At 71.0% G+C, this 20,471-nt stretch carries 22 protein-coding genes; 7 read left to right on the top strand and 15 right to left on the bottom strand.

What is annotated here, in order from left to right:
• Positions 1–153: 153 nt before the first annotated feature.
• Entirely contained in the window at positions 154–1,017 is an 864-nt protein-coding gene (locus EKH77_RS17655; RefSeq protein ID WP_126915321.1) for a helix-turn-helix domain-containing protein, read from the bottom strand.
• 312 nt (positions 1,018–1,329) lie between these two features.
• Here EKH77_RS17655 and EKH77_RS17650 point away from each other — a divergent pair, with 312 nt between their 5' ends.
• On the top strand, positions 1,330–1,884 hold the full coding sequence (locus EKH77_RS17650) for an ATP-binding protein (protein WP_206279873.1): 555 nt from the start codon (positions 1,330–1,332) through the stop codon (positions 1,882–1,884).
• 9 nt (positions 1,885–1,893) lie between these two features.
• Here the strand turns inward: EKH77_RS17650 and EKH77_RS17645 are convergent, their stop codons facing one another.
• The 4 genes from EKH77_RS17645 to rpmG form a co-directional block, all read right to left on the bottom strand.
• Positions 1,894–2,133, bottom strand: coding sequence for a DUF397 domain-containing protein (locus tag EKH77_RS17645; RefSeq protein ID WP_126915320.1), 240 nt, complete (start codon positions 2,131–2,133; stop codon positions 1,894–1,896).
• Positions 2,134–2,364: 231 nt separating this feature from the next.
• Positions 2,365–3,516 (bottom strand): CobW family GTP-binding protein, encoded by a 1,152-nt coding sequence (locus EKH77_RS17640; protein ID WP_126915319.1) that lies wholly within the window; start codon positions 3,514–3,516, stop codon positions 2,365–2,367.
• Positions 3,509–3,802 (bottom strand): type B 50S ribosomal protein L31, encoded by a 294-nt coding sequence (locus tag EKH77_RS17635; RefSeq protein ID WP_126915318.1) that lies wholly within the window; start codon positions 3,800–3,802, stop codon positions 3,509–3,511. The genes EKH77_RS17640 and EKH77_RS17635 overlap by 8 nt, the downstream gene beginning before the upstream one ends.
• A gap of 5 nt (positions 3,803–3,807) precedes the next feature.
• Positions 3,808–3,978, bottom strand: coding sequence for a 50S ribosomal protein L33 (gene rpmG, locus EKH77_RS17630; protein ID WP_126915317.1), 171 nt, complete (start codon positions 3,976–3,978; stop codon positions 3,808–3,810).
• Positions 3,979–4,039: 61 nt separating this feature from the next.
• Between rpmG and rpmB the strand changes: the two genes are divergently transcribed.
• Together rpmB and rpsN are read left to right on the top strand one after the other, a co-directional pair.
• The gene (rpmB, locus tag EKH77_RS17625; RefSeq protein WP_126915316.1) at positions 4,040–4,276 is read left to right on the top strand and encodes a 50S ribosomal protein L28; all 237 of its coding nucleotides are present in this window, start codon (positions 4,040–4,042) and stop codon (positions 4,274–4,276) included.
• On the top strand, positions 4,276–4,578 hold the full coding sequence (rpsN, locus tag EKH77_RS17620) for a 30S ribosomal protein S14 (protein ID WP_126915315.1): 303 nt from the start codon (positions 4,276–4,278) through the stop codon (positions 4,576–4,578). The genes rpmB and rpsN overlap by 1 nt, the downstream gene beginning before the upstream one ends.
• Before the next feature lie 78 nt (positions 4,579–4,656).
• Here rpsN and EKH77_RS17615 read toward each other — a convergent pair whose 3' ends face one another.
• Complete coding sequence (locus EKH77_RS17615; RefSeq protein ID WP_126915314.1) at positions 4,657–4,989, bottom strand: UBP-type zinc finger domain-containing protein; 333 nt, start codon at positions 4,987–4,989, stop codon at positions 4,657–4,659.
• A 269-nt stretch (positions 4,990–5,258) separates the two neighbouring features.
• Here EKH77_RS17615 and EKH77_RS17610 point away from each other — a divergent pair, with 269 nt between their 5' ends.
• Both EKH77_RS17610 and EKH77_RS17605 read left to right on the top strand, forming a co-directional pair.
• The gene (locus EKH77_RS17610) at positions 5,259–6,287 is read left to right on the top strand and encodes a rod shape-determining protein (RefSeq protein ID WP_126915313.1); all 1,029 of its coding nucleotides are present in this window, start codon (positions 5,259–5,261) and stop codon (positions 6,285–6,287) included.
• Positions 6,288–6,386: 99 nt separating this feature from the next.
• The gene (locus EKH77_RS17605) at positions 6,387–6,842 is read left to right on the top strand and encodes a tellurite resistance TerB family protein (protein ID WP_126915312.1); all 456 of its coding nucleotides are present in this window, start codon (positions 6,387–6,389) and stop codon (positions 6,840–6,842) included.
• A 187-nt stretch (positions 6,843–7,029) separates the two neighbouring features.
• On the opposite strand, the gene EKH77_RS17600 is transcribed toward EKH77_RS17605, so the two are convergent.
• From EKH77_RS17600 to EKH77_RS17585, 4 genes are all read right to left on the bottom strand, one after another.
• The gene (locus tag EKH77_RS17600) at positions 7,030–8,115 is read right to left on the bottom strand and encodes a type III polyketide synthase (RefSeq protein WP_126915311.1); all 1,086 of its coding nucleotides are present in this window, start codon (positions 8,113–8,115) and stop codon (positions 7,030–7,032) included.
• 288 nt (positions 8,116–8,403) lie between these two features.
• Positions 8,404–10,161, bottom strand: a complete 1,758-nt coding sequence (locus EKH77_RS17595) for an acetyl/propionyl/methylcrotonyl-CoA carboxylase subunit alpha (protein WP_126915310.1) — start codon at positions 10,159–10,161, stop codon at positions 8,404–8,406.
• Between the two features lie 116 nt (positions 10,162–10,277).
• The gene (locus EKH77_RS17590; RefSeq protein WP_126915309.1) at positions 10,278–11,216 is read right to left on the bottom strand and encodes a sensor histidine kinase; all 939 of its coding nucleotides are present in this window, start codon (positions 11,214–11,216) and stop codon (positions 10,278–10,280) included.
• 149 nt (positions 11,217–11,365) lie between these two features.
• Entirely contained in the window at positions 11,366–12,025 is a 660-nt protein-coding gene (locus tag EKH77_RS17585; protein WP_126915308.1) for a ScbR family autoregulator-binding transcription factor, read from the bottom strand.
• 207 nt (positions 12,026–12,232) lie between these two features.
• Here EKH77_RS17585 and EKH77_RS17580 point away from each other — a divergent pair, with 207 nt between their 5' ends.
• Together EKH77_RS17580 and EKH77_RS17575 are read left to right on the top strand one after the other, a co-directional pair.
• The gene (locus EKH77_RS17580; protein ID WP_126915307.1) at positions 12,233–12,985 is read left to right on the top strand and encodes a thioesterase II family protein; all 753 of its coding nucleotides are present in this window, start codon (positions 12,233–12,235) and stop codon (positions 12,983–12,985) included.
• Positions 12,986–13,082: 97 nt separating this feature from the next.
• On the top strand, positions 13,083–14,690 hold the full coding sequence (locus EKH77_RS17575) for an aspartate aminotransferase family protein (RefSeq protein WP_126915306.1): 1,608 nt from the start codon (positions 13,083–13,085) through the stop codon (positions 14,688–14,690).
• A gap of 107 nt (positions 14,691–14,797) precedes the next feature.
• Here EKH77_RS17575 and EKH77_RS17570 read toward each other — a convergent pair whose 3' ends face one another.
• The 5 genes from EKH77_RS17570 to EKH77_RS17550 all read right to left on the bottom strand — a co-directional run bounded on the left by EKH77_RS17570 (position 14,798) and on the right by EKH77_RS17550 (position 20,356).
• Positions 14,798–17,167: a BTAD domain-containing putative transcriptional regulator gene (locus EKH77_RS17570; protein ID WP_164737809.1), complete on the bottom strand. Its 2,370-nt coding sequence runs from the start codon at positions 17,165–17,167 to the stop codon at positions 14,798–14,800.
• A 239-nt stretch (positions 17,168–17,406) separates the two neighbouring features.
• Positions 17,407–17,742: a winged helix-turn-helix transcriptional regulator gene (locus EKH77_RS17565; RefSeq protein WP_126915304.1), complete on the bottom strand. Its 336-nt coding sequence runs from the start codon at positions 17,740–17,742 to the stop codon at positions 17,407–17,409.
• Between the two features lie 127 nt (positions 17,743–17,869).
• Entirely contained in the window at positions 17,870–18,289 is a 420-nt protein-coding gene (locus EKH77_RS17560; protein ID WP_126915303.1) for a YybH family protein, read from the bottom strand.
• A gap of 94 nt (positions 18,290–18,383) precedes the next feature.
• Positions 18,384–19,853 carry a flavin monoamine oxidase family protein gene (locus EKH77_RS17555; RefSeq protein WP_240667393.1) on the bottom strand — a complete coding sequence of 490 codons (1,470 nt, stop codon included), beginning with the start codon at positions 19,851–19,853 and terminating at the stop codon, positions 18,384–18,386.
• A gap of 122 nt (positions 19,854–19,975) precedes the next feature.
• Complete coding sequence (locus tag EKH77_RS17550; protein ID WP_126915302.1) at positions 19,976–20,356, bottom strand: YybH family protein; 381 nt, start codon at positions 20,354–20,356, stop codon at positions 19,976–19,978.
• Positions 20,357–20,471 lie beyond the last annotated feature (115 nt).

The following is a 20,471-nucleotide window of genomic DNA, read 5'->3' as shown; positions in this document are numbered from 1 at the left end:
GCCATCCCGTCTGCGAAATGCGGGGCGCCCGGGGCGCCCGTCACGAGGTGCGTCGCGTTGGCGCACCGCTCTTCCATGCCGCTCCATGTCGCGTCGATGGCGCGCCAGTGTCGCGTCCATGACGTGTCGCTGAGACGTCATCGTACTGATGTGTCACAGGAGTTGAAGACGCCGCGCAATCAGATCGCGGGTCTTCTCCGGGGAGAGGCTGTCCTCGTGGAGCCGGTCCATGACCCGGGCGTACTGGGCCACCTCCTCGGCCTTGTCGAGGTAGAGCGCGCTGGTCAGCTGCTCCAGGTAGACCACGTCGGAGAGGTCCGACTCGGGGAAGCGCAGCATCGTGAAGGCGCCGCTCTCGGCCGCGTGTCCACCGTGGGCGAAGGGCATCACCTGGAGCGTCACGTTGGGCTGCTCGGAGATGTCGGCGAGGTGCTGGAGCTGGTTGCGCATGACCGTTTCGCCACCATACGGACGGTGGAGGGCCGCCTCGTCGAGGACGGCGTGGAAGCGGGGCGCGCGCTCGGAGAACAGCAGCTTCTGGCGCTCCATGCGCAGCGAGACCCGGCGCTCGATCTCCGCCTCGTCGGCGTTGGGCTGGCCGCGCACGACGACGGCGTGGGCGTAGCCCTCGGTCTGGAGCAGGCCGTGGACGAACTGCACCTCGTAGATCGAGATGTCGGAGGCGGCACCCTCCAGCCCCACGTACGTCTGGAACCACCCCGGGAGCACATCGCCGTAACTGTGCCACCATCCGGCGACATTGGCCTCGCGGGCGAGGCCCAGCAGGGCATCGCGCTCGGAACCGTCCGTGACCCCGTAGAGGGTGAGCAGATCCTCCACATCCCGTGCCTTGAAGCTCACCCGGCCCAACTCCATACGGCTGATCTTCGACTCGGACGCTCGGATCGAGTAGCCGGCCGCCTCGCGCGTGATGCCGCGCGACTCGCGCAGCCGCCTGAGCTGCGAGCCCAGGAGTATGCGTCGCACCACGGAACCGCTCGACTCGCTCGTGGCCATCTCTGGGACCCTTCCTCTTCCGGTCCTGTTCCGGTGTGTCGTTTCCGCGCCTCTCTGAGGGCGACCCCCGCTACCCCCGGCGCCGAAGTCTGCCATCTTCGGGCTTCGTTGAGTGCATGGGCGGTTACGCAGACCAGCCACGGGCAGGAGCTCTACCGCAGGGGGCGTAGGGAGAATTGCACCCCAACCCCCCTGTGCGCCCCCAAATCCACCGCGTGCACGTGCATCTGCCCTTGCATCCGCCGGGCGCATTGGCAACCATGGAGCTCGCACACGTGCACGTCACGTACTCGACTGCCAGGAGTGCCTCGGATGGGTACCGAAGGATCGACTGTGCTCTCCCCCTTATGGAGAGGGCTGCCCACGATCGATTCATCCGCAGCCTCCACTTCCGCCTCCTGTTCGCTCCCGCCTCGCTTCGAAGCGGTCGGAAGTGCTCGGAAATTCACCCGGAACACGCTCGATCGATGGGATCTGATCGGGCTTTTCGATGAGGTGGCGCTCGTCGTCAGCGAGCTGGTGACCAACTCGATGCGGTATGCCATGCCGGCGGCCTCGTCGGTGTCCGGAGTGGCGTCCGGAGCGGTGTCCGTCGGCCCGGGTATCGGCGAGTACGGGGGCGTCGGGGAGTACGAGACGCCCGTACGCCTGCATCTGATGCGCTGGACGTCGCGGCTCGTGTGCGCGGTACGCGATCCGAGCGAGTCGGGTCCGGTCGTCGGCGAGGCCGGCGCCGGGGACGAGTGCGGACGCGGGCTGTACCTGGTCGAGTCGTTCAGCGACGCGTGGGGCTGGCACCCACTGGCGGGCGCGCTGCACGGCAAAGTCGTCTGGGCTCTGTTCCGGCTGCCACGCGACCGCGACTAGATCACGGGGTTAGTCGCGCAGCAGGTAGTCGAATTCGCCGTCCTTGATGCCCAGCACCATGGCTTCGATCTCGGCGGGTGTGTACACGAGCGCCGGACCGTCCGGGTGGCGGGAGTTGCGCACGGCGACCCCGCCACCCGGCAGCTTGGCGAACTCCACGCAGGAGCCCTGGGAGTTGGAGTACCGGCTCTTTCGCCATTCGACATCTTCGATGTCCGAGGCGGCCATGCCGTTGTACGCCTGGGGCACTGGACTCTCCCGGATCATTTGCAGGGGGCACCCTCATCCACAGAACACGGATTCGAGGATGGCAACTGCTCCGGATCATAGCCGCGTTCATGTGCCTCTGCATGAGCCGATGCACGTGCACTCAGGGTGTTCCCGCCACTACTTCACGACTTCTTCGCGGAAGACCGACGTCCGTCCGGACCCGCTCCGGAATAGGGGAATTCAAGATTCTGGGAACGATTGGGCGCCGGCTCATGAAACCGGGTCGAGGAGGCCGTCGAATGCCGGGGGCAGCCGGCGCCACGCGGCCGGGCCGCCCGCGTACTCGGCGTCCGTGAGCAGGCACGACTCCAGCAGTGAGCGCACTTCTTCGCCGTCGAGGCCGGGCGAGGTGAAGGTGAGGTACTGGGAGCGGTCGCCGTGCTCCGGGTGCCAGTCCAGGGCCGCGGCCACACGGCGCTCGGCGGGCACCATCTCCCAGGCGGCGTCCGGCAGCGCGGCCAGCCAGGGACCGGCGTTCTCGACGCACAGGGCGCCGCCCGCCGCGTCCCACGACAGCAGCGTGTCGGGCCGGTCCGCCAGCCAGAATCTTCCCCGGCTGCGGGCCGCCGCGCAGGTCAGGTCCTCCAGGGCGGCGTAGAGCCGGCCCGGGTGGAACGGCCGGTCGCGGCGCCAGACGAGCGTGGCCACGCCGTGCGCGTCGGCGGCCTGCGGCAGCAGCGCGCACGCCGGGTGGAGACGCGCGGCGGCCGCCTCCACGTCGAACCCGGCGACCGCCGCGGCGGCCAGCTCCACGGATTCGGCCGGAATGAGGCGGGCGGCGGGGGCGAGTTGGCGCAGCAGGGCGTGGCCGCTCTCGTCCGCCGGCTCGGCGCCCTGCGCCAGGGCCAGTACGGAGACGTACTCCAGCTGCCGGGCGAAGGTGTCGCCCACGGTGCGCCGGTCGGTCGGGGCCGCGGCGATCCCGGCCTCGGCGAGGTCGTCGCCATTGGCGAGCGTGGGCAGCACGAGGGCCGGGTCGACGGCCGTGAACACGCCGGAGAGCCGGGTGTCCGGGCCGCCGTACGCGGCCACGACCTCTGCCATGGCCTTGGGCTCGACGGAATCCCACAGTTCGACGACGGCCAGGCGGTGGGCGCCGAGCCCGGCGAGGCACTCCAGCTCGGGGATCAGGTCCTCGCGCAGGGCGCAGCAGGCGCAGTCGTTGACGAGCGGCGTATCGCCGGCGTCGAGCGTGCCGGAGCGGTCGCGGACGGTCCGGCGGACGGTGCCCGTGGCCGCCGCCGTCGACAGGTCGTGGTGGAGCGCGACGGAGCCGGGGACGGTGCGCAGGAGACTGCCGACCACGGCGCGGCGGGCGTCGGCGTGGATGCCGGCTACCAGGACGACGGGCAACTCACGCATCGCCGGGCCCCTTTGCGGGGCCCTTGGGGCGCTTGCCGTAGCGGCGTTCGAAGCGTTCCACGCGACCGGCGGTGTCCAGGACGCGCGCGGTGCCCGTGTAGAAGGGGTGGCTCGCGGAGGAGATCTCGACGTCGACGACGGGGTAGGTGTTGCCGTCCTCCCACTCGATCGTCCTGCCGCCGGCTGTGGCCGTGGCCGCCGCGGTGGAGCGGGTGAGGAAGGCGAAGCCCGCGGCGCGGTCGCGGAAGACGACAGGGCCGTAGGGCGGGTGGATTCCGGGCTTCATGGCGGTCAGCGCTCCTCTCGGAAGGTCACGTGGCGGCGGGCGACCGGGTCGTACTTGCGGAGTTCGAGGCGCTCGGGGTCGTTACGGCGGTTCTTGCGGGTCACGTAGGTGTGGCCGGTGCCGGCGGTGGAGCGGAGCTTGATGACGGGGCGCAGGTCGTTGCGGGACTTGGGCATGGGGCTACTATACAGAAATGGTTTCCATTTTCATTAGCCGAGATGGGGAGGGTCCTCTGTCATGTCCGCCCACTGCCAGCTGACCGGGCGAAAGCCCGGCTTCGGCAACTCCGTCTCCCACTCCCACCGCCGCACGTCGCGCCGCTTCGACCCCAACGTGCAGCGCAAGCGCTACTGGCTCGCGAGCGAGGGCCGCCATGTGCGGCTCACGCTCAGCACGAAGGGGATCAAGACCGTCGACGCGATCGGCGTCGAGGCGGCCGTGGCCCGCATCCGGGCCCGGGGAGGGAAGGTCTGATGGCCAAGAAGAGCAAGATCGCGAAGAACGAGGCCCGGAAGGTCGTCGTCGCGCGGTACGCGGCACGGCGGGCGCTGCTGAAGGCCGTCATCCGCGATCCGCACACGACGGCGGACGCGCGGCAGGCCGCGCAGCACGAGTTGGGGCGCCAGCCGCGTGACGCGAGCGCGACGCGGGTGCGGAACCGGGACGCGGTGGACGGGCGGCCCCGGGGATATCTACGGGCGTTCGGGGTGTCGCGGGTTTCGCTGCGGGGGTTGGCGCACGGGGGGTATTTGCCGGGGGTGCGCAAGGGGAGTTGACAGCTCGGCCCGGCTGCCGGGCGTGCGGCCCCTGCGGGGCGGGTGCCCCCGGCCTTGCGGAGCGGGCCCCCGGACCCCCTACGGCGGCGGCGGTAGCAACAGCACCTCGTCCGCGTAGCACCACGCCCACGTCTCGCCCGGTTCGAAGGACCGGGCGACGTCGTGGCCGGCGTTCTCAGCCGCGTGGGTGGTCGCGTGGTGGTGGGGAGAGCTGTCGCAGCAGCCGATGTGGCCGCAGGTGAGGCATTCGCGGAGGTGGACCCACGTCGCGCCGATGCGCAGGCAGTCCTCGCACCCTTCCGTCGTGCTCGGGGTCACCTCGTGCGCGGTCTGCGCCAGATGGGCGCAGGACCGGTCCGTCGGACGGCCTTCGAGGTCCGCGGCGACCCGCCAGGAGAGCGGCTCGGTCATACCTTCGAGCGTAGGCCCCTCCGCGCCGGGGCGAAAGCCGAGGTCACGGGGATTGTCAGTGGAGGCTGGCAGACTCCTTCCCGTGAGCCGGGGTGCGGACACGGGCTACGGGGGTGTCCGTATCCGCCCCCGCTCGCCTCCGCTCCCACCGCCCGCTCTTTCGGGCGCGCCCATGCGCCCGTGCAGCCCATTTCGGCGGGCAGCGCGGCGCGCCGCCTTGCACGATGGCCGCACGTCCCATCCATCGCGCACCCCAGGGCAGGACCGTGATGACCCTCAGCCTCGAACAGCTCTCCCGTTGCACCGTCGCCGTCGACCTCGGAGCGTCCCGCACCCGCGTCTATCTCAAGGACAACGGGCTGATCGTGGACGAGCCGAGCCTCGCCGCCGTCAATTCCCGGACGGGGTCGCTGATCGCGGTGGGCTCGCTGGCCGGGGGGATGGCCGGGCGGACGCCGGAGCACATCAAGGTCGTGCGGCCCATCTCCGGCGGCACGGTGGTCGACATCGACATGGCCCAGCGGATGCTGCGCTTCCTCGTCAACGACAAGATCCGCCGGGCCTGGCGGCGCAAGCCGATGCTGCGGGCCGCCGTCTGTCTGCCGCACGACGCGGAGCCGATCGCCCAGCGGGCGGCCGTTGAGGTGCTGAGCGCCCTGGGCTCCCGTCGCGTCGAGCTCGTCGACACGCTCATCGCCGCCGCCGTCGGCTGCGGGCTGCCCGTCGAGCGGCCGGAGGCCACGATGATCGTGGTGTGCGGCGCCGCCTCCACCCAGGTCGCCGTGCTCTCGCTCGGCGCCATCGTCGCCGCCGAGAAGGTGGCGATCGGCGGCGACGCCATCGACTACGCCGTCATCCAGCACCTGCGCAGCGTCCACGAGCTGATGCTGCCCTCCCAGGGGCTCCACCCGCTGCACCTCGCGCTCTACGACCCGGCCCGGATGGGCTGCGAGGCGGAGGTGCGCGGGCGCGACGTGGCCACGGGGCTGTCGCGCACGGTGCTCGTGAACACCGCGCACGTCCGCGAGGCCATCCACACCCCGCTCACGGCCGTGCTCGACGCGATCGGCCGGGTGCTGCGCGAGTGCCCGCCCGATCTGGTCGCCGACCTCGCCGAGCGCGGCATCATGCTCGCGGGTGGCAGCGCGCGTCTCCCCGGGCTGGACACGATGATCGAGCAGGCCACGGGCATGATGGTGCGGATCGCCGACAATCCCGATGTGTGTTCCGTCCTCGGGCTGGGCGCGATGATCGAGGGAAAGATCAAGCCACTTCATCTCGACGCGGCTCGTAGTTGACCTCCGCCGAACCACTTCCGCCGGTCCCCTTGGGAACTTCTTTACCCTTCTCAACAGTTCTGCCAGTGCATCCCCGTATTCACAAGGAGATTTACGCACATGGCGCTCTGGGACCGGCTCAAGGACTCGGCCACGACAATGCAGGGCCAGCTGCTGGCGAAGAAGAACGAGCTCAAGAGCGGCGCATTCCGTGACGCGAGCATGGCAATGTGCGCTCTGGTGGCGGCGGCTGACGGTTCGATCGACGCTTCCGAGCGACAGCGTGTCGCCTCGCTGATCGCCACCAACGACGTTCTGCGGAACTTTCCCGTCGACGATCTCCAGGCGCGTTTCAACGACTACTGCCAGAAGCTGACGGCCGATTTCGAGTTCGGCAAGGTCAGCGTTCTTCAGACCATCGGCAAGGTTCAGAAGAAGCCGACCGAGGCGCGTGCGGTCGTTCAGATCGGCATCGTCATCGGTGGGGCGGACGGGGACTTCGACAAGACGGAGCAGGCCGTTGTTCGCGAGGTCTGCTTCGCGCTCGGCATCAATCCCGCGGAGTTCGACCTCTGAGGAGGCGGATTTCCGGACCGGCGCGCCTTGCCGCCTCCGCCCGCCCCTGCGCCGGTGGGGCGGTGAGGGTGCCCCAGCCCCGCCCTTTCTCCGTTTCCGAGCGGGGCCTGCGGCCCCCTCGCGCCCCCGCTTTCGGGGGCTCCGCCCCCGGGCCCCCGGGCCTCAAGCGCCGGACGGGCTGGAAGCGCTACGCCGAGAGCGGCATCGCCACCGGGACTCGTTCGCGGTCCGACGTCCACGTGCCCAGGGCGATCTCGGCCGTGATGCCCGGGCCGAAGCCCGCGATGATGCCCCGGGCCGAATCGTCCGCCCCGCCGTCCTGGAAGAGGCGCTCCAGCGCGTCGAAGATGACGGCGCTGGCGATGTTGCCCCGCTCGGTGAGCGTCTCGCGGCTGTAGCGAAACGTTTCTGGAGCCAGGCCCAGGTAGTGGCTGAGGTCGTCCAGGATGCGGGGGCCGCCGGCGTGGACGATGTAGAAGTCGAGCTCGGAGACGTCCCACTGGTACGGCTCGGCCATGTCGCGCATGGCCGGGGCCAGCATGGCCATCGTGCCCGGGACCCGCTTGTCCAGGATGAAGTGGAAACCCGTCTCCCGCACCCCGTAGGAGATCCACTCCTCCGTGTCGGGCACCAGATGCGAGCCGTTCCGCTCGATCCGTACGCCCGTACCGCCCTCACCGCGCACCACCGCGCAGGCGATGGCGTCGCCGAAGAGGCCGTTGGAGAGCAGATTGCCGACGCCGAGGTCCGTGGGCTGATAGAGCAGCGAGCAGAACTCACAGGCCACGATCAGGACGTTCGCCTCCGGATACGCCTGGCAGAAGTCGTGCGCGCGGTTGATCGCGGCGCCGCCCGCCGCGCAGCCGAGCTGGGCGATGGGGAGCTGCCGGGTCTCGTTGCGGAAGTCCATGGTGTTGATGAGCCACGCGGTCATCGACGGCATCATGAAGCCCGTACAGGACACGTACACGATCAGGTCGATGTCGCGCGCCGTCAGCTCCGCGTGGTCGAGCGCCCGCCGCACGACGGCCGGGACACGGGCCTTGGCCTCGCGCTCGTAGCGGGCGTTCCGCACGGTGAAGCCGGGGTGTTTGAGGGTGTCCTCGATCGGCTGCACGAGGTGTCTGGTCTGCACGCCCGTGTTGCCGATCAGCCGGAGCGCCAGCTCCAGCTGAGGGTGATCGGCGTGCAGGGTGCGCGCGAGATCAAGCGTCTGCTCCCTCGTGATCACGTGCTCGGGGACAGCGATGGCCGGTCTGCACAATGTCGCCATGTCGGCCTCCCAGTCGCGGCGCTCTCTCGATGCCCAGGGCCGCCGAAATGGCGCGCCAGCCTATGTCCAGTGCATGCCGCATCGGGAAGCGCGCCACACATATGCTCTGAAAGTTCACCCGAAGAGCGGACTTATCTCCATAAACGGCACTTACGTTCATCGAACATACAGGGAGTCCACAGGACCCGCACGGGCTACTGACAGGACATGCCGCGCCGGGCGGTCCGTGGTATTTCCCCCGTCCCGCCCGGCGCGTGCGAAGCGTTCAGCGTGCTCGTCGGTCGCTCGTCAGTCCTTGATCTCGCAGATGATCGCGCCCGACGACAGCGACGCGCCCACCTCCGCCGCCAGGTCCTTCACCGTGCCGGAGCGGTGGGCGTTGATCGGCTGCTCCATCTTCATGGCCTCCAGGACCACGACCAGGTCGCCCTCGTTGACCTGCTGGCCGTCCTCCACCGCCACCTTGACGATCGTGCCCTGCATCGGCGAGGTCAGCGAGTCGCCCGACGCCGCCGCGCCCGCCTTCTTCGCCGCACGGCGCTTGGGTCGCGCACCGCCACCTGCGGCCGGAGCGCGGCCGATGCTCGCGCCGAGCGAGGACGGCAGCGTCACCTCCAGGCGCTTGCCGCCCACCTCGACGACGACCGTCTCGCGGCCCTCGGGCTCGTCCTCCTCCGCACCGGCCGGAGCGGCGAAAGGCTCGATCGTGTTGGTGAATTCGGTTTCGATCCAGCGGGTGTGGACGTGGAACGGGTCGCTGGTGAAGGCGGGGTCGGTGACCACGGCGCGGTGGAAGGGAATGGCGGTGGCCATGCCCTCGACCTGGAACTCTCCCAGCGCGCGGGCCGCGCGCTGCAGCGCCTGCTCACGGGTGGCACCGGTGACGATGAGCTTGGCGAGGAGGGAGTCCCAGGCGGGGCCGATGACGCTGCCGGATTCCACCCCTGCGTCCAGCCGCACACCCGGCCCGGTGGGCGGGGTGAAGGTGGTGACGGTGCCGGGGGCGGGCAGGAAGTTGCGGCCCGGGTCCTCGCCGTTGATGCGGAACTCGAAGGAGTGACCGCGCACGGCCGGGTCGTCGTAGCCGAGTTCCTCGCCGTCGGCGATCCGGAACATCTCCCGCACCAGGTCGATGCCCGTGACCTCCTCGGTCACCGGGTGCTCCACCTGCAGACGGGTGTTCACCTCCAGGAACGAGATCGTCCCGTCCATCCCCACCAGGAACTCCACCGTCCCCGCACCGACATACCCGGCCTCCTTCAGGATGGCCTTGGAGGCGGCGTACAGCTGGGCGTTCTGCTCCTCGGAGAGGAACGGCGCGGGGGCTTCCTCGACGAGCTTCTGGTGGCGGCGCTGCAGCGAGCAGTCGCGGGTGGAGACGACGACGACGTTGCCATGGGTGTCGGCCAGGCACTGGGTCTCGACGTGGCGGGGCTTGTCGAGGTAGCGCTCGACGAAGCACTCCCCCCGCCCGAACGCCGCCACCGCCTCGCGCACCGCCGAGTCGTACAGCTCGGGGACTTCCTCCAGGGTGCGGGCGACCTTCAGGCCACGCCCACCGCCACCGAACGCCGCCTTGATCGCGATCGGCAGACCATGCTCCCGCGCGAACGCCACGACCTCCTCCGCCCCCGAGACCGGGTCGGGGGTGCCGGCGACGAGAGGGGCACCGGCACGCTGGGCGATATGCCGCGCCGCGACCTTGTCACCCAGATCGCGGATGGCCTGCGGCGGCGGGCCGATCCACGTCAGGCCCGCGTCCAGGACGGCCTGGGCGAACTCGGCGTTCTCGGAGAGGAACCCGTACCCCGGGTGCACCGCGTCCGCACCCGACTCCGCCGCGGCGGCCAGGACCTTGGCCATGTCCAGATAACTGGTCGCCGGGGTCTCACCACCCAGCGCGTACGCCTCGTCGGCCGCCCGGACATGCAACGCGTCACGATCCGGATCGGCATAGACCGCCACACTGGCGATCCCCGCGTCCCGGCACGCACGAGCGACACGGACAGCGATTTCGCCACGATTGGCGATAAGCACCTTGCGCACAACAACTCCTCGGCGCGGGCGGATCGGCCGGCCCGCTGGCAGCACTGGATTCGGAGGGGATCAGGGGGAGCAGGGGGGTTGAGTCGGGGGAAGTTCGGGGGGCGGAGAGGGTTCGGCTACGTACGCGGGCGCAGCGGCAGGTGCATGTCGACCCTGGTGCCGTCGACGGGCGAGCTCTCGATCGTCAGCTTTCCGCCGATGTCCTCGACCCGCTGGGTCATCGACGCGATCCCCCGGGCCGGGCGGCCCTCGCCGTCGGTCGCGCGCTCCGGGTCGAAGCCCCGGCCGTCGTCCTCGACGGCGGCGTGGACCCACCAGCGGGTGGTGCGCACGGACACCGCGACGCGGCTCGCGCCGGCGTGCTCGAACGTATTGCGCAGAGCCTCGCGGACGGCCAGGAACAGGGCCCGGCGGTGGGCGGTGGCGACGAGGTTCTCATTGCCGGTGATCTTCACGGTGACGTCGAGGCCGGGCGGGGCGGCCTCCGCCGCGAAACCCTCGATGGCCTCGCCGAGCGGCGGCAGCTCCGTCGCCGTGACCAACTCGCCCAGCAGGCCGCGCAGGTGGTCCTCCGCCTCGTGGAGGAAGACCTGGGCCGCGGCGAGCCGGCCCGGGTCGTCGACGCCCGGGCCGCACTCGACGAGGAGGCGGCGGGCGGTGGCGAGGGCGCCGCCGATGTGGTCGTGGAGGTCACGGGCCACCCGGCGGCGCTCCTGCCAGCGGCAATCCGTGTGCTCGTCGGGTGTGGCGGGGGGATCGGCGCTGGTTGAACCCACAGCGGTGGGGTTCCCGCTGGTGGAGTCGTCGATTCCGGCAGACGTGGGCCGGGGCAGGCGGGGGCGTGGGGTGGGCGAAGCGCGCCGGGTCCGTGGCGGGGCGGTCGCCCGGGCCCGGGCCAGGCCCTCGTTGAGCGCCCGGGTGAAGTCCCGTCCGATGACCGATTCCCAGGCCTCGGGGTCCGTCCCGGTTCCCGTCCCCGTTCCCGGCCCCGCTCCGGTCCCCGTTCCCGTCGTCGCGCCGGCCTCCGCTCCCCCTGTGATGACAGAGGTATCCATCACAACTCCTCGTACCTCGCGGGACGTCCGAGCCCCTCGGGGAACTCCCCCTCGGGACTCCTCCCAGGCCGAGAAGCTAACCGGAGGGGTCCTACTGTGTGTTCACCGACGGGTAATCACGCGGGTAATCACCAGAGTCGTGGCACGGGTCAGGCGGTGACCGCCTCGTGGGCGCGGCCGTGCGGCAGCGGCGCGTGGGGCGGTCCCGTGCGGAGCCCGGCGCGGAGTTCGCGTACGACGATGGCGTCGACGAGGAGGTCCCACATCCCCGTCAGCCGGGCGGCGAGGCGGTCGGGGTCCATGCCCCGGCAGGCGTCCGCCTCGGCGCCCGACAGCACGGCGGTGACCAGCCCCTCCACGGAGTCGGCGGAGACATCGGCGCGGATCACCCCCTGCGTGGCGCGGGCGTCGCGCAGCAGCCGCAGCCCGGTACGGACGCACACCGCGTGGAAGTCGACGATCGCGGAACCGTCCCGTCCGCGCTCCCGGCCGATCCGCAGGGCGGCCCGGACGATGGGCTCCTCGCAGACCCAGCGGGCCAGGACGTGGGTGATGTCGATCAGTGCCTGCATGGGCGAGCAGCGGGTCAGCAGGTGGTCGACCGTCTCGTCCAGCATCTCGCAGCCGGCCCGCTGGACCGCTTCCGCCAGGTCGGTCTTGGAGGAGAAGTGGAAATACAGCGCGCCCGTCGTCACTTCGGCGCACCGGCTGATGTCGCTCAGTTTGGCGTCCGCGTATCCGCGTGCGTCGATCTGCGCGGCAGCGGCTTCGAGCAACCTCCTGCGGGTCCGCCCGGATCTCTCCTGCATCGCCGATCAACTCCCCTTCCGGCCGATCCCCGGCTCGGTTTGCCTTCCCTACGCTCCGTGGATGCTCTGCGGGCCCACAGAATATGCCCTCATGGCCCTTGCGAAGTGTCTCGATCAGGGGTCCTCGTGCGCGTCTCGTGCCAGCCTCGAGCGGCATAACCGAAAATGCCCCGGCACGGTCCGCAACGCACGCGAGGAGAAGACGCAGTGGGCAGTGATTGGTTCCGACGCTACGGCCAGGCTCCGCAGGACGGACCGCGCCTCGTCTGCTTCCCGCACGCCGGAGGAGCGGCCAGCGCCTTCGTGCCGCTGTCGCGCACGCTGGCGCCGGCGGTCGACGTGGTGGCCGTGCAGTACCCCGGGCGGCAGGACCGCCACCAGGAGCCGCCGGTGGACGACATCGCCCGGCTCGCCGACCGGCTGGCCGAGGAGATGAGCGCGCTGGACGACCGCCGTCCGTTCGCCTTCCTCGGGCACAGCATGGGCGCCGTGCTCGCCTACGAGACGGCCCGCCGCCTGGAGCAGCGCTCGGCCCCCGGGCCGGAGCGGCTGTTCCTCTCCGGGCGCGGGGCGCCGACGGCGGCGCCCAGCCCGCATGACCAGGTGCGCACGGACGCGCACGTCCTCTCCGCCATCCGGCGGCTCGGCGGTACGACGGGCGGGGTCTTCCAGGACCCCGACCTGCTGGCCATGGTGATGCCGGCGCTGCGCGCCGACTACCGGGCGATCGGCGCGTACGCGTGGACGCCGGGGGCGCCGCTGAACGTGCCCTTCACCGTGCTGATCGGCGACAACGACCCGGTCGTGACGGTCGAGGAGGCCTCGGACTGGCGGGGCTTCTCGGCTGCGCGGACGGACGTCCACGTGTTCTCCGGCGGCCACTTCTACCTCGACCACCACACCCGCGAGGTGGCCGATCTCGTGGCCGAGGCGCTGGGGGTCGTCACGGTCGCCCGGTAACCGGTCCGGCGGTGCCCGAACTTCCCGGTAATCGCCGGGGAGTTCGAGGACCGGATAAAGAACGGGCGATGACCGCGCCGCCGTATGGTCGGGCGCCATGAACGCTGATACCCCCGGATATCCCGGCTCCCCCGAGCTCGAACTCGCGGAGCCCTTTCTCCTCGAGTGGCTCGCCTCCGTCGGTCTCGACGTCGAGTACGTCCGCGCCGAGGGCAACACCCTCTACTACCGCGACGCGGACGGCGGGGAAGTCCCCGTGGTCGACTACGCGGGCGGTTACGGCTCCCTGATGCTGGGGCACAACAACCCCGAAATCATCGCCCTCGCCAAATCGCTGCTGGACGGCGGCGTCCCGGTGCACGCGCAGTTCTCGCGGCACCCCTACGCCAATCAGGTGGCCGGCGCGCTCAACACCATTCTCCAGCGGGAACTCGGCACTACCGACGCCTATTCGGCGATCTTCGCCAATACGGGTGCCGAGGCCATCGAGGCCGCCATCAAGCACGCGGAGCTCGACCGCAGGATGCGGATGGACGAGCTGGCCGCCCCCATCGCCGGGCACCTGGAGGCCGCGCGGGCGGCGCTCCTCGGCGGCGAGGCGTCGCTGTCCGGCGAGGTGCTGGGCGCGCTCGGGTTCAGCGCGACCGAGCGGGTGGACCTGGCGGCGTTCGAGGACCTGGCCGCGGAGATCACCCGCCGGAACGACGCGGTCCGGCAGCGGCCGCCGGTCTTCCTGACGCTGGAGGGCTCCTTCCACGGCAAGCTGATGGGCAGCGTCCAGCTGACCCACAACGAGGGCTACCGCGCGCCCTTCTCCGCGCTGGCCGCGCAGGCCCGTTTCATCCCCCGGGACCGGCCGGAGGCCATCAAGGAGGTCGTCGAGTCGGAGCGCGCCGAGCTCTTCGACGTCGTGGTCGAGGGCGGCGCGATCGTGGTCGTGCGGCGCGAGGCGCCGGTGATCTGCGCGTTCGTCCTGGAGCCGATCCAGGGCGAGGGCGGCATCAACGTCATCACGCGCGAGTTCGCGGCGGAGGTCCAGCGGGTCACCGCCGAGATCGACTGCCCGGTCGTCCTCGACGAGGTGCAGAGCGGGATGGGGCGCAGCGGCGCGTTCCTCGCGAGCTCCCTGGTGGGGCTGCGGGGCGACTACTACGCGCTGGCCAAGAGCCTGGGCGGCGGGATCGCCAAGTCCTCGGTGATGCTCGTGCGGCGTGACCGGTACCGCAAGGAGTTCGAGCTGGTGCACAGCTCGACCTTCGCGAAGGACGCGTTCTCCTGCTTCGTGGCGCTGAAGGTGCTGGAGCTGATGGAGGCGGAGGACGGGCGCGTCTACCGGCTCGCAGCGGAGCGCGGGGCGGCACTGCGGGCCATGTTCGAGTCCGTGCGGGCGGACTTCCCGGATGTCGTCGCGGACATCCGCGGCGAGGGGCTCATGCTCGGGTTCGAGTTCAGCGACCAGTCGGAGGCGGCGTCCGCGGCGATCCGCGACAACGCGGGGTTCTTCGGGTACGTGGTGGCCGGGTACCTGCTGCGGGAGCATCGGATCCGGACGTTCCCGACGGCGAGTGCGGCGCATACGCTGCGGTTCGAGCCGTCGGTTTATCTGAGCGATGCGGAGATCGCGCAGCTGGAGGTTGGGCTGCGGGATGTTTGCGGGATTCTGCGGGAGCAGGATGGGGAGCGGCTGGTGGGCGCTGGCGCCTAGGGGTCTGCCCCGGTCCCGCCCTTTCACCGTTTCTTGGGGCTCCGCCCCAAACCCCGGTCCTCAAACGCCGGACGGGCTGACTTTGTCAGCCCGTCCGGGTTCGTGTCCTACACCGCCGCCGGCAGCGTCAGCTGTTTGCGGGATCGGCCGTAGAGGTGGCGGAGGGCTCCTGTGGGGGAGCCCGAGGCCAGGAGTTTGCGCATGTAGCGGCGGCGGTCGTCCGGGGCCTCGCCCACGTGGGCGACCTGTTCCGGCTCGACCATGAACTCCAGGAGGCGGTCGATGGCCGCGTCCGAGAGCGGGTCCAGGCCGAGGGTGCTGGTGTGGCGCTTGCCCGCGCCCCAGTCGGGGCGGCGCTGGAGCAGCTCCGGGCGGGCCGCCGCCACCACGAGGAGCGGTACGGCGTCGGCGGACTCCACCAGGTCCTCGACGCAGTCCAGCAGGGCGTCGTCCGCCCGGTGGAGGTCGTCGATGATCAGGACGAGGGGGCGCTCGGCGGAGAGGGCCACGACGAAGCGCCGCCAGGCGGACAGCACCTCGGCCGGGGCGACGGGTTCGTGGCCCGGGGTGACGAGCGCGGTGAGCGGGCGCAGCAGGCGGTCGGCCTCGCGGGCATCGGTGATCACGCGGCGGACGGTCGCGGCGAGGTGGGCGCGGGCCTCACCGGGGGCCTGGCCGGGGAGGATGCCGCAGGCGGCGGCGAGGATCTCGGTCTGCACCGCGAGGGTGTCGTCCCCGGGGAAGGAGGGGGCGCGGCCCATCAGGAAGCGGGCGGGTTCGGGCTGGTCGGCGAAGGTGCGGGCGAACTCCGTCACGAAGCGGGTCTTGCCGATGCCGGGGTCGCCCAGGACGGTGACGAGGTGGGGCTTGGCGCGGTGCCGGGTGCGGCTGAGGAGGCCGCGGAGCAGGTCCAGCTCGCAGTCGCGGTCGACGATGGGGACGGTGTGGTCGCCGGGGTACTCGCGGCGGATACCGCGTACCTCCCAGCCGGTGGCCGGGTCGCCGGTCGGGGAGACGGTGATCGCCGCCTCGGCGGCCTCCAGGGTGGTGGCGCAGACGCGGACCTCGCCGGCGGGCACCCGGTCCAGCAGCGACTGGCCGGTGTGGAGGAGGGTGCCGATGAGGGTGGGCGGGGTGCCGGGGTCGTCGGGGCGGTAGCGGACGATCGCCTCGCCGGTGACGACGGCGGCGCGGACCGCCGGGCGGCGGCCGTGCCGGCCGGTGGCGTACGCGGCCGAGCCGAGGGCGTCGCGGACGGCGAGGCCGGCGTGGACGGCGCGTTCGGCGGCGTCCTTGCGGTCGCCGTCGCCGGAGCAGGCCCCGAACAGGGCGAGGGTGACGGGACCGATGCTGGCCACGACGGTCCCGCCGAAGTGCTCGGCCTTCTCCTGGACGGCGCCGGCCACGGCCTCCAGGGCGTTGTCGGCGCTCTCGCTCCAGGCGCCGCCCGGGGTCTCCTCGGCGAGCTCGGTGGCGATCAGCGCGACGCTGACCTGGGTGCGCTCGGTGACGGTCGCCCCGGTCCGGCGCTCGGCGGGCGCCGCGCCGGGCGCACGGCCCTGGGGGGCCGCGGCGGCGGGGGCCGGGTCGGGCACGGAGGCCAGGGGTACGCCGGCGGGGGCCGGGCGGCGCTGGGCCGGGATCTCGGGGGTCTGCTCGCGGGCGGGGCGGCGGCCGGCCTGGTAGGGGGCGGTGCCCAGGAGCCGGGCCGGGGGCAGGGAGAGCGCGGTGTCGTGGGTGAGGATGGCGTGCTGGAGGTCGCGCAGCGAGCGGCCGGGCTCCAGGCCGAGGTCCTCGACGAGGGTGGTGCGCACCTTGTCGTAGACGGCGAGGGCGTCGGCCTGCCGGCCGCAGCGGTAGAGGGCGAGCATCAACTGTCCGCAGGAACGTTCCCGCAGGGACTCGGTGGCGACCATGGTCTCGAGTTCGCCGAGGACGGCCTGGTGGCGTCCGCAGGCGAGCTCGGCCTCGAAGTAGTCCTCCATGGCGTCGAGCCGGGCCTTCTCCACGGCGGCCAGCTCGGGCCAGGCGATGCCGGTCTCCACCAGGTCGGCCAGGGCGGGGCCCTGCCAGAGGGTGAGGGCCTCGCGCAGCAGCTTCGCGGCGTCCTCGGGGGCGCCTGCGGAGAACTTCGCGCGGCCCGCCTCGACCTGGCGCTGGAAGCGGTGGAGGTCGACGTCGTCGGGGTCGACGCGCAGGACATAGCCGGGCGCCTGGGTCAGCAGGGCCGGGGCGCTCGTGCCGCCGGTCCCGTCCGCGCCGGCCGAGAGCACGCCACGCAGCCCCCAGACGGCGTTCTGGAGGATCTTCCGGGCCGAGGTGGGCGCCTCGTCCACGGGCCACAGGGCCCGCAGCAACTGGCTGGTGGCCACCACTCTGTTGGCCTGCAACAGCAGGAAGCCGAGCGTGGCGCGCTGTTTGATGCCGCCCAGTGCCACGGGGCGGTCGGCGTCAATGACTTCCAGAGGACCTAGCATTCGAAACCGCATCGCTCACCCAAGATCTTTTTGCATCGTTTTGCAAAGGTTGTCGCCGGTTGATTCAGAAGGCGGCTTACCGTGGGTCATGCGGCGCGACGTTACGTCACGGAGAGTCGAACTCGGTTCTGTGTGCAGCTGTCTGTTCCCGCGCTCGTTCACCCACTGAAGTCGACGGGAACGCTAGTGGCGGCCTCTAGAGGTTCTCTCGAGGTCCGTTCGAAGGCGTTGTGCCAGCTTCACCCGGAGGGTGCCAGCATGCGCAGTTCGTGCAGCTCACCCCAGGCGGCGAGGGGCAGCAGGCTCTCATGGAGCGTCAGGCCGAGTTCGGTGAGCGAGTACTGCACGGCCCGGGGCGGGATGGACAGACAGACCTCGCGGTCGACGACGCCGTCCAGCTCCATCTCGCGCAGCTGCTGGCTGAGCACCTTCTCGCTGACGCCGGGCAGGGCGCGTCTGAGCTCGCCGAAGCGGCGTGGCCGCCGGTGGAGTTCGGCGATGATCAGGGGCTTCCACTTGCCGCCGATGACCCCGAGGGCGGTCACCAGACCGTCGGTAAACGACTGACCGGACATACGTCCGACCATACCGCATAATCGGTATGTTTTACGCGGCGACGGCCCCTGCCCTCGGCGGGGGACCGGGGGCAGGGGCCGCGCTTTTCCAGGAGCGCCGGTTCTCGGGGGTGTTACGTCCGGGCTCTTAGGCGACCAGGCCGCCCCGGGCCACGGGGCGGTCGATGGCCATCAGCCAGCGGCCGTCCTCGACCTTGACCAGGACGTCGGTGCAGATGCCCTCAAGGTGGAAGGGCTCGCCCGCGGCGTTGACGCCGTCGATGGCGTAGTCGACACCGATCAGGGCCACGTCGCCGGCCGTGTAGGCGAAGGTCACCTTGGCCTCGAGCTTGGGCTTGGTGGCCAGGAACTCCTTGAAGAACTTCAGGCGGGCCTCGCCCGTGAGGGGCTCGCCGGAGAAGTTGGAGATGGAGTCCTCGCGGTAGAGGCTGTCGAAGAACTCGCCGTTACCGGAGTTGAAGACCTGGAGGAAGATCTCGTTCTGGGTCCAGGTGTCGTCGGTGAGGTCGGGCTTCTCGGGGTCGAAGGGCACGGTGAACGTCGTCATGGCGGGTTACGTCCTTCTCTTCTGTTCTGTTCCGGGCACCCGGGCGCGGGTGCCCCCGGGGGAGGGTCCGGCGGGAGCCGCCGGACGAGGGGTGTCACATCTCGCCGTTGGCCAACTGGGCGGCGCGCAGGCCCGACTCGATCGCGCCGTCGATGAAGCCGGTCCAGCCCTCCGCGATGTCGCCGCTGGCGAAGGTGATCCGGTTCGTGGCCTGGTTCAGGACGTCGGGGTAGAGCGAGGTCAGCTGGCCGGGCTTGCGGAAGGCCCAGCCGCCGCGGGAGAACTCGTCCGCGCCCCAGTTCTGCGCCCGCAGACCGATGATGTCCAGGTCCGCGCCGAGCTTCTTCACGGCGTCCTTGACCTGGGCGGTGTTCGTCGGGTCGAGCTTGGGGTCGACGCTGAAGCCGACGTACAGCTGGCCCTCGGACGTCTTCTTGTAGGGGATGAACATCGGGATCGGCGAGCCGCCCTCGGCCGCCTGGCCGTAGAACCGGCCCTGGCCCTCGCGGGCGTGGATCCAGATCTTCAGGGCGTTCTTCACCCCGATGCCCTGGGAGGCGGCGGCCGTGTGGGCGGCCGGCAGCCCGGGGGTGAACTTGATGGTGTGCCAGACGTTGACCGGCACGGCCACCACGACGCCCTTGGCGGAGTACGTCTTACCCGCGCGGGTGGTGACGTGGACGCGGTTGCCCGACTCGGCGACGGAGGCCACCGGGGCGTTGAACACGATGGTCGGCTTGGCCTCGTTGATCATCGCGCTGAGCATCCCGACGGTGCCGGGCTTCATCCGGTACCGCTGGGTGTCGCTCCAGCCCTCGTTGTTCCAGCCGGCCATGGACCACCACTGGGCCAGCATCGTCAGGGCGCCCTCGCTGCTGGCGCCGCCCGAGTAGATCGCGGTCTGGCCGTTGATCAGCATCTCGTCGGCGGGCGACAGCTTCAGCTCGTTCAGCCGGTCGCGCAGCGACAGCTTGTCGAGCTTCTGGAGCAGGTCCGCGCGGTACAGCGGCTGGAAGGGGCGCTCGAAGTACTGCTTGGAGCCCTCGAAGAGCTTCTCGAACAGGGGGCCCATCGCCGCGTTGCCCTCGGCGGGGGTGAACGCCTTGGGGCCCTTCGGGGTCGGCAGGAGCATGCGGTCCAGCGGGTCCTCCTCCTCCAGACCGATGCTGTAGCGCTTGAGCTCCTTGGCGATGTGCGGCTGCGTCGGCTCCACCCAGGTGCCGCCCATCTCCACCTGCTGGCCCGCGAAGGTGTCGGTCCAGGTCCGGCCGCCGATCCGGCTCCGGGCCTCCAGGATCGTCACCCGCTTGCCCCTGGCGCGCAGTTCGCGCGCCGCCGTGACACCGGCGAAGCCCGCGCCGATGACGATGAAGTCCCGCGTGGACGACTCGGAGTCCTCGGAGTCCTCCCCGGCGTACGCGGGCCCGGCCAGGGCGCTCGCGGCCGAGACGGCCAGGGCGGTCGCGCCCGCCGCCTTGAGGACCGTACGCCGCGAGGGGCGCCGGCCGGTGCGGTGGGCGGCGTCGTCGCCGGCCGCCGTGATGGCGAAGCTGTCGGTGTTCACGGAAAGTTCTCCCCCTGTGGCGCCGGAGCGCCGGTGACGCTGATACGAGCTGATGGGACCTGATACGAGAAGCGCGCGGGCGGGCTCACGGCCGGGACGGCCGCGAGCCGCCGACGCCGGCCTTACTCGGCCTGGCCGTACGGGTCGTCGATGGCGTAGCGCCAGTTGCCGTCCTCGCCCAGGCGCAGCACATCGACGCCGATGCCCTTGAGCCGCTCGGGCGCGCCGTCCGCGTCGACGGTGTCGATGACCCAGTCGACGATCAGCAGGGCGGTGTCGCCGGTGACGAAGGACTGGCGGACCTTGGCCGTCATCTTCGGGCCGAGGGCCAGGAACTCCTTGACGCTGTCCTTGCGGGCCTGGCCGGTCAGCGGCTTGCCCGGCTCCCAGACGGCGACGGCCTCGTCCGTGTAGAAGGCGTTGACGGCGTCGGCGTCGCCCCGGTTGAAGGCCTCGACATAGAGGTCGGTGTGCTTTTCGACTTCGTTGGTGAGCTGGCTCATGGCGTGGCTGCTCCCGCTTTCTTTAGAGGTGGGGGCCTTTGGGGTATGGGCCGGAAATCCAAGCGGACCCTAGCCCGGCGTTCGCAACCCCTCGCTCACCGTGGGGTAATGCGCC

This window comes from Streptomyces luteoverticillatus (genome assembly GCF_003970715.1).
GTDB lineage: Bacteria > Actinomycetota > Actinomycetes > Streptomycetales > Streptomycetaceae > Streptomyces > Streptomyces abikoensis.
Note: the sequence above shows the minus strand (reverse complement) of the source record. Positions and strands in the feature narration are given on the sequence as shown.

Coding starts and splice junctions, on each gene's coding strand:
- EKH77_RS17655 (WP_126915321.1), bottom strand. CDS start 1,017: ATGGCCACGAGCGAGTCGAGCGGTTCCGTGGTGCGACGCATACTCCTG.
- EKH77_RS17650 (WP_206279873.1), top strand. CDS start 1,330: ATGGGTACCGAAGGATCGACTGTGCTCTCCCCCTTATGGAGAGGGCTG.
- EKH77_RS17640 (WP_126915319.1), bottom strand. CDS start 3,516: ATGCGTGAGTTGCCCGTCGTCCTGGTAGCCGGCATCCACGCCGACGCC.
- EKH77_RS17635 (WP_126915318.1), bottom strand. CDS start 3,802: ATGAAGCCCGGAATCCACCCGCCCTACGGCCCTGTCGTCTTCCGCGAC.
- rpmG (WP_126915317.1), bottom strand. CDS start 3,978: ATGCCCAAGTCCCGCAACGACCTGCGCCCCGTCATCAAGCTCCGCTCC.
- rpmB (WP_126915316.1), top strand. CDS start 4,040: ATGTCCGCCCACTGCCAGCTGACCGGGCGAAAGCCCGGCTTCGGCAAC.
- rpsN (WP_126915315.1), top strand. CDS start 4,276: ATGGCCAAGAAGAGCAAGATCGCGAAGAACGAGGCCCGGAAGGTCGTC.
- EKH77_RS17615 (WP_126915314.1), bottom strand. CDS start 4,989: ATGACCGAGCCGCTCTCCTGGCGGGTCGCCGCGGACCTCGAAGGCCGT.
- EKH77_RS17610 (WP_126915313.1), top strand. CDS start 5,259: ATGACCCTCAGCCTCGAACAGCTCTCCCGTTGCACCGTCGCCGTCGAC.
- EKH77_RS17605 (WP_126915312.1), top strand. CDS start 6,387: ATGGCGCTCTGGGACCGGCTCAAGGACTCGGCCACGACAATGCAGGGC.
- EKH77_RS17600 (WP_126915311.1), bottom strand. CDS start 8,115: ATGGCGACATTGTGCAGACCGGCCATCGCTGTCCCCGAGCACGTGATC.
- EKH77_RS17590 (WP_126915309.1), bottom strand. CDS start 11,216: ATGGATACCTCTGTCATCACAGGGGGAGCGGAGGCCGGCGCGACGACG.
- EKH77_RS17585 (WP_126915308.1), bottom strand. CDS start 12,025: ATGCAGGAGAGATCCGGGCGGACCCGCAGGAGGTTGCTCGAAGCCGCT.
- EKH77_RS17575 (WP_126915306.1), top strand. CDS start 13,083: ATGAACGCTGATACCCCCGGATATCCCGGCTCCCCCGAGCTCGAACTC.
- EKH77_RS17570 (WP_164737809.1), bottom strand. CDS start 17,167: ATGCTAGGTCCTCTGGAAGTCATTGACGCCGACCGCCCCGTGGCACTG.
- EKH77_RS17565 (WP_126915304.1), bottom strand. CDS start 17,742: ATGTCCGGTCAGTCGTTTACCGACGGTCTGGTGACCGCCCTCGGGGTC.
- EKH77_RS17560 (WP_126915303.1), bottom strand. CDS start 18,289: ATGACGACGTTCACCGTGCCCTTCGACCCCGAGAAGCCCGACCTCACC.
- EKH77_RS17550 (WP_126915302.1), bottom strand. CDS start 20,356: ATGAGCCAGCTCACCAACGAAGTCGAAAAGCACACCGACCTCTATGTC.